This window comes from Methylobacterium sp. Leaf91 (genome assembly GCF_001422815.1).
GTDB lineage: Bacteria > Pseudomonadota > Alphaproteobacteria > Rhizobiales > Beijerinckiaceae > Methylobacterium.
Genome location: NZ_LMMP01000001.1, coordinates 507,109 through 519,163 on the forward strand (window position 1 = coordinate 507,109; position 12,055 = coordinate 519,163).

12 protein-coding genes are annotated in these 12,055 nt (G+C 67.1%); 8 read left to right on the top strand and 4 right to left on the bottom strand.

Annotation, left to right across the window (positions count from 1 at the left end; translation table 11 throughout):
- Positions 1-19 precede the first annotated feature (19 nt).
- A complete protein-coding gene (locus ASF32_RS02230) occupies positions 20-850 on the bottom strand; it encodes a pyruvate, water dikinase regulatory protein (protein WP_056422951.1) in 831 nt (276 codons plus the stop codon).
- A gap of 604 nt (positions 851-1,454) precedes the next feature.
- Here ASF32_RS02230 and hemE point away from each other — a divergent pair.
- Genes hemE through ASF32_RS02245 form a run of 3 tightly spaced genes read left to right on the top strand, consistent with a single transcriptional unit; the run spans position 1,455 to position 3,344 of the window.
- Positions 1,455-2,525, top strand: a complete 1,071-nt coding sequence (gene hemE, locus ASF32_RS02235) for a uroporphyrinogen decarboxylase (RefSeq protein WP_156467641.1) — start codon at positions 1,455-1,457, stop codon at positions 2,523-2,525.
- 10 nt (positions 2,526-2,535) lie between these two features.
- A complete protein-coding gene (hemJ, locus tag ASF32_RS02240) occupies positions 2,536-2,988 on the top strand; it encodes a protoporphyrinogen oxidase HemJ (RefSeq protein WP_056422959.1) in 453 nt (150 codons plus the stop codon).
- Positions 2,985-3,344: a lysozyme inhibitor LprI family protein gene (locus tag ASF32_RS02245; protein WP_056422960.1), complete on the top strand. Its 360-nt coding sequence runs from the start codon at positions 2,985-2,987 to the stop codon at positions 3,342-3,344. Before hemJ ends, ASF32_RS02245 begins: the two co-directional genes overlap by 4 nt.
- A gap of 20 nt (positions 3,345-3,364) precedes the next feature.
- On the opposite strand, the gene hisG is transcribed toward ASF32_RS02245, so the two are convergent.
- The 3 genes from hisG to hemH all read right to left on the bottom strand — a co-directional run bounded on the left by hisG (position 3,365) and on the right by hemH (position 6,722).
- Positions 3,365-4,384 carry an ATP phosphoribosyltransferase gene (gene hisG / locus ASF32_RS02250; RefSeq protein ID WP_056422962.1) on the bottom strand — a complete coding sequence of 340 codons (1,020 nt, stop codon included), beginning with the start codon at positions 4,382-4,384 and terminating at the stop codon, positions 3,365-3,367.
- A complete protein-coding gene (locus tag ASF32_RS02255) occupies positions 4,377-5,531 on the bottom strand; it encodes an ATP phosphoribosyltransferase regulatory subunit (protein ID WP_056422965.1) in 1,155 nt (384 codons plus the stop codon). The genes hisG and ASF32_RS02255 overlap by 8 nt, the downstream gene beginning before the upstream one ends.
- 108 nt (positions 5,532-5,639) lie before the next feature.
- Positions 5,640-6,722: a ferrochelatase gene (gene hemH, locus ASF32_RS02260; protein ID WP_056422969.1), complete on the bottom strand. Its 1,083-nt coding sequence runs from the start codon at positions 6,720-6,722 to the stop codon at positions 5,640-5,642.
- A 129-nt stretch (positions 6,723-6,851) separates the two neighbouring features.
- Between hemH and ASF32_RS02265 the strand changes: the two genes are divergently transcribed.
- The 5 genes from ASF32_RS02265 to rlmN all read left to right on the top strand — a co-directional run bounded on the left by ASF32_RS02265 (position 6,852) and on the right by rlmN (position 12,049).
- Positions 6,852-7,805: a class I SAM-dependent methyltransferase gene (locus ASF32_RS02265; protein ID WP_056422972.1), complete on the top strand. Its 954-nt coding sequence runs from the start codon at positions 6,852-6,854 to the stop codon at positions 7,803-7,805.
- 121 nt (positions 7,806-7,926) lie between these two features.
- On the top strand, positions 7,927-9,447 hold the full coding sequence (locus ASF32_RS02270) for a bifunctional UDP-sugar hydrolase/5'-nucleotidase (protein ID WP_056422974.1): 1,521 nt from the start codon (positions 7,927-7,929) through the stop codon (positions 9,445-9,447).
- Between the two features lie 2 nt (positions 9,448-9,449).
- Complete coding sequence (locus tag ASF32_RS02275; RefSeq protein ID WP_056422977.1) at positions 9,450-10,133, top strand: uracil-DNA glycosylase; 684 nt, start codon at positions 9,450-9,452, stop codon at positions 10,131-10,133.
- 115 nt (positions 10,134-10,248) lie between these two features.
- Entirely contained in the window at positions 10,249-10,668 is a 420-nt protein-coding gene (locus ASF32_RS02280; RefSeq protein ID WP_056422980.1) for a hypothetical protein, read from the top strand.
- A 94-nt stretch (positions 10,669-10,762) separates the two neighbouring features.
- Positions 10,763-12,049, top strand: a complete 1,287-nt coding sequence (gene rlmN, locus ASF32_RS02285; RefSeq protein ID WP_056422983.1) for a 23S rRNA (adenine(2503)-C(2))-methyltransferase RlmN — start codon at positions 10,763-10,765, stop codon at positions 12,047-12,049.
- Positions 12,050-12,055 lie beyond the last annotated feature (6 nt).

Sequence of the window (12,055 nt, forward strand, 5' to 3'; positions counted from 1 at the left end):
ACGGAGCTCGCTTCGCGTTTCACGCCACGATGAACTTGAGCCGGTGCTCGCGGTGGAGATCGAGGATCGCGGCGGCGGTCTCCTCGATGGACCGCCTCGTGACGTCGATGGTCGGCCAGCGATGTCGGCTGCAGAGTTTGCGGCAGGCGGCGATCTCGTCGGCGACGGCGTCGCGATCGACATAGAGAGAGGTGTCGTCCGCCTTCAGGCTCAGCAGACGGTTCTGACGAATCTGCACGATCCGCTCAGGAGACGCGAGAAGGCCGACCACGAGGGGCTTGCGGGCGTTCTCGAGATTGGGCGGCACCGGCATGCCGGGCACGAGCGGGAAATTCGCGGTTTTCAGCCCACGATTGGCCAGATAGATCGCCGTCGGGGTCTTCGAGGTGCGGCTGACGCCCACGAGGATCACGTCGGACTCGTCGATGTCGAAGGGCAGGTTGCCGTCGTCATGCGCGAGGGTGAAGTTCATCGCGTCGATGCGCTTGAAATATTCGGCGTTCAGCATGTGCTGCGCTCCCGGCCGGGCCGTCGTCTCTGCGCCGAGATAGGATTGGAGCAGGGCGTGGACCGGCTGGAGCACGGAGAGGCAGGGCGAGCCCGTCTCGCGACAGGCCGCTTCCAGCCGCTCGGTGAGGTCGTGCCCGACGAGCGTGTAGAGGACGAGGCCCGGCGCCGCCTCGATCTCGGAGATCACCCGTTCGAGCTGGGCCGAGGATCGCACCAGGGGATAGACATGCTCGATGGCCGAGACGCCTTCATACTGGGCGGCGGCGGCGCGACCCACATTGATGAGGGTCTCACCGGTGGAATCCGACACGAGATGGAGATGGAAGTAGCTGCGACTCATCGGAAATTCCCATCCCAGGCCGGCGGACGGGCTCGAGGGATCTCCGGGTTATCCACCACACCTGAAGGCCGGAGTCGACAGGTGGGGATAAAGCACCCCTGTCCGGGCCGGGGGCGGAACCTTCCCCCGCGTTGTCGACTCTCACGTCAACATGCAGACCAACGACCCTCGTCCCGATCCCGGTTTGGGAGATTCAGGGAGGGTTCGGGCACGGGAGACCCATCACGGCGCGCAAGTCGCTGATTAGACTTCCCGTTCTCGAAAGTTAGCGCGAACCCGTTAAAGCCCCGTTAACGGCGGTGCGGCGGGGATGGGGTGTGGACAAGTTCGCGGTCCCGTCATCCCCCGTCTAAAAGAAAAAACAGAGTCCTAGAATCTCTCTTTTCTTATTAGATAGACGGGACGGGGACAGGGATTTTCGGCCACCCCCGGAGGCTCTCGCAGGGAGCAGGGCTTTCGGAAGTGGGCATGGGAGAAGCGGCGACGTCCTGCGGTAAAACAACGTCCCTCGGCAAAAGATCTTCCCGAGAAGGGGCAGGGACGTCATAGCTCTGTTCCAAGGGGGAGGGTCTCCCCCATCAAGATGGACCGGGCGGATACGCGCATGACTCGACGTGACGGCACCGATCGTGCGCTGCTTCAGGTTCTCGACGGCAAACCGTCCCGGATCCCTCCCGCCTGGATGATGCGGCAGGCCGGACGCTATCTGCCGGAATATCGCGAGGTCCGGGCCAGGGCCGGTTCGTTCCTCGACCTCTGTTACAATCCGGACTTCGCCACCGAAGTGACCCTGCAGCCGATCCGGCGGTTCGGCTTCGACGCGGCGATTCTATTCTCCGACATCCTCGTCGTGCCGGACGCCCTCGGGCAGAATGTCCGCTTCGTCGAAGGGGAAGGCCCGCGTCTCGACCCGGTCCATGGCCGGGACGAGTTCGCTCGCCTGAAACAGGCCGATGATCCGAGCATCTTCCAGCATCTGGAACCGGTCTTCGAGACCGTCCGGCGCTTGCGCTCTGAGTTGCCGGCCGAGACGACGCTTCTCGGGTTCTGCGGCGGTCCCTGGACGGTGGCGAGCTACATGATCGGCGGACGTGGCACGCCCGACCTCGCTCCCGCCCGCGCGCTCGCCGATACCGAGACCGCCCTGGTGGAAGCGCTCATCGACCGCCTGGTCTCGGTGCAGATCGAGTACCTGTCGCGCCAGCTCGAAGCCGGCGCCGATGCGGTCCAGATCTTCGAATCCCATGCGGGTTCGCTGCCCCGGGCTCCCGGGGCGACGGCGGACGCCCTAGAACATTGGAGCTTCGCCCCCATCGCCCGCATCGTCGACGGGGTCAGGGCCCGCGTGCCGGGCGCGAAGATCATCGTCTTCGCCCGGGGCTCGGGCCTGGAAGGCCATGCCCGCGTGATGGGCGAGACCGGTGCGGACGCCGTCGGTGTCGATTGGAGCGTCGATCTGAAGGCCCTGCGCGGTGCCGTGGCGCCGCGCACCGTGACCCAGGGCAACATCCACCCCGAAACGCTGATCGAGGGCGGTGAGGCCCTCGACGCGGCCGTGGACGGGGTGCTCGAGGCGACGGAGGGACTGCCGCACATCTTCAACCTCGGCCACGGCATCACCCCGCAGACGCCGATCGCCCATGTGGAGCGGATGCTCGCCAGATTGCGGCGCTGACGGCCTGACCATGGCCGACACGCTCTATCCCTGGATCAAGGCGATCCACGTCATCGCCGTCATCTCCTGGATGGCGGGGCTGCTCTACCTGCCGCGCCTCTTCGTCTACCACGCGTCCCTGCCCGAGGGGCCGGCCTCCTCGGCCCAGTCCGAGACGTTCAAGGTCATGGAACGGCGCCTGATGAAGGCGATCATGAACCCGGCCATGATCGTCACCTGGCTGCTTGGCCTGTTCCTCGTCTGGCAGAGCGGGTTCTACGCGTCGGGTTGGATGCAGGCGAAGTTCGCCCTGGTCCTCGCCATGAGCGGCTGCCACGGCTGGTTCTCGCGGATGGTCAAGGATTTCGCCGCAGACCGGAACGCGCGGACCCACCGCTTCTACCGGATGGTCAACGAGGTCCCGACGCTTCTCATGGTGGCCATCGTCATCCTCGTCATCGTCAAGCCGGGATTCGGATCATGATCGCATCGCATCCTCGTTACAGAGCATGGGGCCTTGCCGCGGTCATGATGCTGGCCGCATCCGGTGCCGAGGCCGCGAGCTTCCCGTGCGAGAAGGCGGAGACGCCCGACGAAAAGGCGATCTGCGGCCATCTTCCCCTCAACGATCTCGACGTGGAGATGGCGGTCCGGTTCGAGATCCTGCGCGGGCTCCTGCCCATGGGCGGAAACGCCAAGCTGCGCGACGACCAGGAGGCCTGGCTGCAGGAACGGCGCAGCTGCGCAGCGGACGTCGCCTGCCTGACCAAGGCCTACGAGGCGCGCCTGAAGACCCTACGCGGCATCTTCTCGGAATTCGCCAAGCAGGGGCCGCTGTAGGAAGCAGGCCCCACAGAGGTTCAGCCCAGCCGCGTGAGCAGCCGGTCGATCAACGGGTTGTCCGGGCCGAAGGCGTAGTCGATCCGCCTGACGCTGACCGCGCTCGCTCCGGATTTCACGAGATCGTCCACGAGGTCGAACGTGGCGTCCACCGGGCAGTGGAGCACGATCTCGGCGCTCCGGTTCTCCGGCATGCCGTAGGGCAGCTGGGCATCGTGCAGAGCGCTGATCCCGGCGAGATCGAGATCGCCGTCGGCCGGCATCGCCGCCCGGATCTCGCGGGTGAGGCGCGCGCGCTCCTCCGCCGCGATCCTGCCGAGCACGGTACGCAACGCCTTCTTCTGGCTCTGGCCCCAGGGGGCCGTAAGCGAGGCGACGAGATTGGCCTCCGAACGCAGGATGATGCCGTCGTCGAGGATCTTCAGAGCGTTGGCGGCGAGCGTCGCCCCCGTCGTGGTGATGTCGACAATGATTTCCGCCGAGCCCGAAGCAGGCGCGCCTTCCGTGGCACCGAGGCTCTCGACGATGCGGTAATCGGCGACCCCGTGCTCGGCGAAGAAGCGCCGGGTCAGGTTCACGTATTTCGTGGCGATGCGCAGGCGGCGCCCGTGGCGGATGCGGAGTTCGGCCGCGACCTCATCGAGATCGGTCATGGCGCGGACGTCGATCCAGGCCTGCGGCACCGCGACGACGACGGTGGCCTGACCGAAGCCGAGCGGCGTCAGCAACTCGACCTGGCCCCGCGCATCGGGAAGGCTCTCGCGGATCAGATCCTCGCCGGTGACGCCGAGATGGGCGCTGCCGCTGGCGAGCTGGTTGGCGATCTCGGAAGCCGAGAGGTAGCGCACCTCCACATCCGGTACGCCGACGAGCTTGCCGCGATAGTCGCGCGCCCCCGCCCCTTGGGCGAGTTTCAGCCCCGCCCGGGCGAAGAAGGCGGAAGCGTTCTCCTGCAGGCGGCCTTTCGAGGGCACGGCGAGGACGAGGGGGCCCTCGGCCGGGCCTTGCGAAGCCTGGGGAGTCGGAACGGTCTCAGCCACGGGACGATCCTTCCGACGTGAGGACACGGGACAGCCAAACGGCGCAGCCCACCGCCGGGATCGGCGTGGGGCTGCCCAGATGCTGGAGCAGTCCGTCGTAGCGGCCGCCGCCGACGAGGGGGGCGGCGCCTTGCCCTCGCGTCACCTCGAAGATGAAGCCGGTATAATAATCGAGGTTGCGGGCAAAGCTTCCCGAAAACCGGAACCGCTCCACGTCGAGACCACGCGCGGCCATGAAGCCGGTCCGTTCCTCGAACAAGGAGAGGGCGGCTTCCAGCGGCGCGTAAGTGACGCCCGCCGAGGCGGCGAGCTCGCGCATGGAGTTGGCGGCCTGATCCGGATCGCCCGAGATGGCGCGGTAGCGCTCGACGATGGCGCGGTTCTCAGTGTTGAGCCCGGCGCCGCCATTGGCTCGGGCCGAGGCCTTGGCGAGGAAGCGTTCCGCGATCTCGCCGGCGCTGCGTCCGCCCACGCGTGAAATGCCGGCGATGGACAGAACGTCCTCGACGAATGCGCGCACGCCCTTCGGATCCTGGCCCTGGATCGCCGCCAGCAACCCGGCATGCGGGTCTTCCACGGTCGCCACGGTGGTGACGTCGTCCAGGGAACGGCTCGCCGCGAGTGCTCGCAACGTCCGCCGCTTGGCGGCCGGCGGCACGTTGAGCCCATCGAGCAGCGCGTCGATGACGCCCATATCGCCGAGCCTTACCGAGACCTCACCGGCTCCGAGCAGGTCGAGGCCTTCGAGGGCGAGGCCGAGCACCTCCGCATCCGCCGCCGGGATGTCGGTGCGGCCGATGGACTCGATGCCCGCTTGGAGGAACTCCTCCGCCTCGCCGGAGCCGAGCCGGAAGACCGGGCCGAGATAGCTGTAATCGGCGGTCGTCCCGACGCTCCGCGCCAGATGCTGGCGGCAGACCGGAATGGTGAATTCCGGCCGCAGGCACAGTTCCGCGCCCGACGCGTCCTGCGTCACGAAGATCCGCCGGCGGATGTCTTCGCCGGAGAGTTCGAGGAACGGCTCCACCGGCTGGAGCACGGCGGGCGTCACCGGGCCGTAGCCTCCGTGCGAGAAATGCGCGAGGAGCCGCGTTCCCTCATCCGCTCGCATGGTGTCGATCGGATCGACTGCCTCCGGTCTCGTCATGGTTCACCCGCCGCCTGATGCCGCGTCCTTTATCAACAGCATCCGGACTTGGCGACCACCCACAGAGCGGGAAGTCCGCCGACCTCCCATGCGGGCGGTGTCGGCGTCTCAGATCCAGCCCTGCAATTCGCGGCGGACCACGTTCTCGATCACCTTCATCCCGAGGTCGCTGTCGTTGAGACAGGGGATGTAGGCGAAGCGCTCGCCGCCATTGTCCTCGAAATAATGGCGGTTCTCACCGTCGAGCTCCTCCAGGGTCTCGAGGCAGTCGGCGGTGAAGCCCGGCGCCACGATGGCCATGCGCTTCACGCCGGATTTGGCGAGGGTCTGCACGGTCTCGTCGGTATAGGGCTTGAGCCATTCCTCGTTGCCGAAGCGCGACTGGAAGGTCGTGCGCATCCGTTCCGTCGAGAAGCCCAGGGCCTCGCGGATCAGCCGCCCGGTCTTCACGCATTGGCAATGGTAGGGATCGCCCTTGAGAAGATAGCTCTTCGGCACGCCGTGGAACGAGGTGAGGATCACCTCCGGCTCGAAATCGAGCTTGGCCAATCCCTCGCGGATCGAGGTGGCCATGGCCTCGATATAGACGGGGTCGTCGTGATACGGCGCCGAGACCCGGACGGTCGGCTGCCAGCGCATCTGCATCAGCGCCTTGAAGGCCTGGTCGCAGGCGGTGGCCGAGGTGGCGGCGGCATATTGCGGGTAGAGCGGTACCAGCAGGATGCGGTCGCAGCCCTGGTCGAGGAGCGCCTGGATGCGCAGGGACACTTCCGGCTTGCCGTAGCGCATCGCCCAGTCGACCACGACGGAATCGCCCATCGCCGCCTGCAGCCGCTCGGACTGTCCGCGGGTGATGGTCTTGAGCGGACCCTCGTTGCGCTCGTTGTTCCACACGCTAGCATAATCCCGACCCTTCGGGCCTGGACGCTTCGTGAGGATGATGAGATTGAGGATGGGCCACCAGATCAGGCGCGGCACCTCGATGACGCGCCGGTCGGACAGAAACTCTTTGAGATAGCGGCGCATGGGCCAATAGCTCGTGCCCTCCGGGGTGCCGAGATTCATCAGAAGCACGCCGACCCGGCCCCAGCGCACGGGCGGATGGTCGGAGGGCAGGCTGGCGGTCGCGGAGGAGCTGGTCTGCAACGGCTTGATGTCCTTGAGGGACGTCGGTTCGACGCGTTCGTTCATCGGGTTTCCGAAGCGCCGACGTGAGGCGCGGTTATCTGAATGACGCCATTCCGGCACAGTTGTACCAGACGGCATATCTATCTAGAGCACGAGACCTGCCAGCGACCATCTCGTCAATGAAGGCGCGACATGCCGTCTCCCCGGTACTTCTTCAACCACTTCATGCCGTTCACCGGCTACCCCTATAAGGGGGCGCCGACGGTCTGCAATCTGTGCGGATCGGGCGAGACCGTGACGGTGGCGGAGACCGACCGGCGGCTGAAGACCCTGAAATCCATCGCCTGCGCGCAATGCGGGCTGATTCGCACCGACCCGATGCCGACGCCGGACGAATTGGCGCATTACTACGCCCATGCCTACCGGGCGGATTACCAGCTCGCCTTCGCCGGCGGGCCGCCGCGCCACCACCTCAACCGCTCGGCCCGCGAAGCGACCTTCCGCGCCGACCTGCTGGCGCCGAAGCTGAAGCCCGGCGCCCGGGTGCTCGATTTCGGTTCGGGTTCGGGCGAATTCCTGGCCGCCGTCCGCGCCCGGGGCTGCGAGGCGGTCGGCATCGAGCCCGGCCGGGACTACGCCGCCTATGCCCGCCAGCACCACAAGGTCGAGGTTCTCGACGATGCCAGCGACGAGCGTTTTCCGCCCGGGCATTTCGACGTGATCTCGACGCATCACGTGCTCGAGCACCTGCGCGATCCGGCCGTGGTGATGGAGCGCCTGTCGCGCTGGCTGAAGCCCGACGGGGTGCTCTATGCCGCCGTGCCGAACATGGCCGCCACCGGCAAGCCGCCGCACGAGCGTTTCCACTTCGCCCATGTCCACGGCTACGTCCGGGAGACCTTCGACCTTCTCGCCCGTCGGGCCGGACTCGTCCCCCATCCCGAATATTGGCGGGAGGACACGACGGTCGTCTACGTGAAGACCGACGCCCCGGTGGGCGAACTCGCCAATCCCGGCCTCGCCCAGCGCCTGGCCGTCGATCTGAAGCCGATGCCGGCCGCCGCCTATCTGGTGTCAGGCGCCTGGATCTGGCCGATGATCCGCCGCAACGCCAAGGCGGTGCGCGACGGTTTCGCCTCTCGCTGAGTTCGGCGTTCCGGCCTGATGCCGGAACCGGTGCCCCGTTGTTGCATCGGCTTCATCGATCGCGTCCACACTGGATTTCGGGTGGAAACTCCACCGCCCGGCCCCTCGGAGACCTGTCGCGATGCCACGTCCTACCCGTCGTCAGACCCTGAGCCTCGGTCTCGGGGCCGGTCTCGCGGTAGGCTTGGCCGCGCCCGCCCGTGCCGGGGCGATCGAACCGACCTTCACGCTCCTCCTCGTCAACGACATCTACCTGATGTCCGAGGTCGAGGGCCGTGGCGGTTTCGCCCGCCTCAACGCTGTGGTGAAGGCCGAGCGGGCGCGCGGCGTGCCGATGCTCTACGCCCATGCCGGCGACACCCTGTCCCCCTCGCTGATGTCGGGGTTCGACCGCGGCGCGCATATCGTCGAACTCCTGAACATCGCGCCGCCGGATGTCTTCGTTCCGGGCAACCACGAATTCGATTTCGGCCCCACGACCTTCGCCCAGCGCATGGGCGAGGCGGCTTTTCCGGTCTTCGCGGCCAATCTGCGCGGTGCGGACGGCAAGCCGCTCAAGGGGATCCGCGACCGGATGATCGTGACGCTCGGCGGGATCCGGGTCGGCATCGTCGGCATCGCCCTCGCCAGCACGCCGGAGAAATCGCAATCCGGCGATCTCGTCTTCGGTCCCGAGATCGAGACGTTGCGCGCGGCGGCCCAGGCCCTTCGCGACGAAGGGGCCGAGCTCATCGTCGGCATCTGTCATACGGCACGGATCACCGACGAGGCCATCGTAGCGGCACGGATCGTCGACATTCTGCTCTCTGGCCACGACCACGACCTCGTCGTGCAGTATGACGGGCGCAGCCTGCTGGCGGAATCGAGCTTCGACGCCCGCTACGTCACCGCCATCGACGTCGCCGTGACGGTGAAAGGAGCGGGCAAGGCCCGGACCCTGTCCTGGCACCCGACCTTCCGCATCCACGACACCGCCGACATCACCCCCGATCCCGAGACCCTCGCCCTGACGCAGCGGCTCGAGGCCCGGCTGGCGAAAGAGCTCGATGTGCCGGTGGGGACGATCAGCACGCCCCTCGACAGCCGCATCTCGACCGTGCGCCTCCGCGAAGGCAGCTTCGGCAACCTCGTCGGCGATGCGCTCCGGGCGGCGACGGGGGCGGAGATCGCCCTCACCAATGGCGGCGGCATTCGCGGCAACCGGCTCTATCCGGCCGGTACCGTGCTGACCCGGCGCGACATCCTCACCGAGCTTCCCTTCGGCAACACCACGGTTCTGGTCTCGCTGACGGGCGCCCAGGTGCGGACCCTGCTGGAATCGGCCCTTGCCGATCTCGGCCGCCCGGCGGGTCGTTTCCCGCAGGTCTCGGGTCTCGTCGTCACGGTGGATCCGGGGGCGAATGCGGGACACCGGATTCAGTCCATCCTGGTGGACGGACAGCCCCTCGACGAGACGCGGACCTATACGGTGGCCTCCAACAACTTCCTCTACGATGGCGGCAACGGTTACGGCCTCCTCGCGGACGGGCGCACCCTGATCGGCGCCACGGACGGCAAGCTCGTGGCCAACGAAGTCATGGCCTATATCGCCCGACATGCTCCCCTCTCCGTTCCCGAGGACGGCCGGATCGTGATCCGGTGACGATGCCCGGCCCGCTGAGCCTGGCCCTCCACGAGTTCCGCGCCTCGGGCTCGTCCTGGCTGGCACTGCCGTTCTTTTCCGATGGAGCGGCGGATGCCGTCTGCGCGCGGGTCGATCGCCGGATCGCCGAGGGGGCGACGGTCCTACCCTCCCCCGATGCGGTCTTCCGTGCCCTCACGCTGACGCCGCTGGAGTCGGTGAAGGCCGTCATTCTCGGGCAGGACCCTTACCCGACGCCGGGCGATGCCAACGGCCTCGCCTTTTCCTATGTCGGTCCCCGCCGGCTTCCGGCCTCTCTCAACGTGATCCTCGCCGAACTGCCGGGCGCACCGGCGAGCGGCGATCTCACTCCCTGGGCCGGAAGGGGCGTGCTGCTCCTGAACTCGGCCCTCACCGTGGAGGCCGGCAAGTCCGGCGCGCACCTGCGCTATGGCTGGTCCGCCCTCACCGATGAGGCCGTGACGGCGGTCTCTGCCCGCCCGACCCCCGCGATCTTCCTGCTCTGGGGCGCACAGGCCCGCGCGCGGGCGGCTCTCATCGATCGCGAACGATGCGGGGTGATCAAGACCGGACATCCCTCGCCGCTCAACCGGCTGCGCGATTTCCCGGGCACGCGGCCCTTCGACGAGGCCAATGCCTGGCTGGCGAGCCGGGGCCTTTCCCCCATCGACTGGTCGCTCGGTTGACGCGGTGAAACGGTCGCTTTGACAGGACGGCCCGGCGGTCTATCTCGGATGGGCTGCATAAGCGGAACGTAAGAATCCGCGCCGCCCCAAGAATGCTTCCGAGGAAACGCCGTCCATGCGCCTGAAACCCGTTCTCACCCTGTGCCTTGCGGCCGGCCTGCTCGCACCGACCCTCGCACAGGCCCAGATCCGCAACGCGCCTCCGCCCCGTGCCCTGGAATTCGCCGCCTATATCTTCGCCGCCGCGAATGTCTGCGGCTACCAGATCGGCGTCGAACAATTCGATGCCCTGCTCCAGAAGCAGAATGTCAGCGCCGCCGATGTCGGCCCGCGTGGACCTTTCGGCAACAAGGTCCAGACGATCTTCGCGCTGATGTCGAATCAGATGCAGCTGAACCGGGAGCAGGCCTGCCTGGCGGTCGCCGGCGAATACGGCCCCGAGGGCAATGTCGTGAAGAACGTGCTGCTTCCCATGGGCACAGCCACCCCACCCGCCGAAGCGAAGCCTCCGGCCGAGCCCAAACCCGCGCAGTAGGCCCCGCCATTCCGTGCACGCATCGGGACGCATTCGCGTTCCGGTGCGGGATCGCCTATATCGGATTCGTTCCAAGTCCGAAGGTTAGAGATCCATGGCGACGGCGTCGTTCGACACCGCCGGTCGCGACGTCAACGTCGTGGCCGCAATCGAGAAGCTTCCCGAGTTCCAGCCGGACGCCGTTCCGCCGGGCCGCTCGTCCCTCATCGGCCTCACCCGCGAGGAATTGAAGGGTCGCCTTGCCGCCATCGGCGTATCGGAGCGCGAGCAGCGCATGCGCTCGGGCCAGCTCTGGCACTGGCTCAACGCGCGCGGCGCCACCGACTTCGACCAGATGACCAATGTCGGCAAGGGGCTCAAGGCCGATCTGGCGCGGGCCTACACCTTGGAGCGGCCCGAGGTCGTCACCGAGCAGATTTCCCGCGACGGCACCCGCAAGTGGCTGCTGCGCATGGCACCCACCGGCAAGCACGACCACAATCGCGGCGCCGAGATCGAGTGCGTCTACATTCCCGGCCGGGGTCGTGGCACGCTCTGCGTCTCGTCCCAGGTCGGCTGCACCCTCACCTGCAGCTTCTGTCACACCGGCACGCAGCGTCTGGTGCGCAACCTGACCGCCGCCGAGATCACCGCCCAGGTGGTGGTGGCCCGCGACCGGTTGAACGACTGGGTCGGCCAGAACCCGGTGGCTGCTGGCGAGGACGAGACCCGCCGCGCCGTCACCAACATCGTCTTCATGGGCATGGGTGAGCCCCTCTACAACATCGACAACGTCATCGATTCCGTGGGTGTCATGTCGGACCAGGAAGGCCTCGGCCTTTCCCGTCGGCGTATCACCGTCTCGACCTCCGGCGTGGTCCCGCAGATGCAGCGGCTCGGAGTCGAGGCGCATGCCATGCTGGCGATCTCGCTCCACGCGGTGCGGGACGACCTGCGCGACACGCTGGTGCCGCTGAACCGGAAGTATCCCCTGGCCGAACTGCTTGCGGCCTGCCGCCACTATCCCGGTCTCAACAATGCCCGCCGCATCACCTTCGAATACGTGATGCTCAAGGGCGTGAACGATTCCGATGCGGATGCGCGCGAGTTGGTGCGGCTGCTCAAGGGCATCCCGGCCAAGATCAACCTGATCCCGTTCAATCCCTGGCCCGGCAGCATCTACGAATGCTCCGACTGGGAGCGGATCGAGCAATTCTCCGAAATCGTCTATGAAGCCGGCTACGCGTCGCCGGTGCGGACGCCGCGCGGCCGCGACATCCTCGCTGCCTGTGGCCAGCTCAAGAGCGAGACCGAGAAGCTGCGTGCCCGCGCCCGGATGATGTTGGAAGACGGGATCGGCGCCGAGGGTGTCTATGCCGGGGCCGATGACGACGAAGGCTGAGCGCGT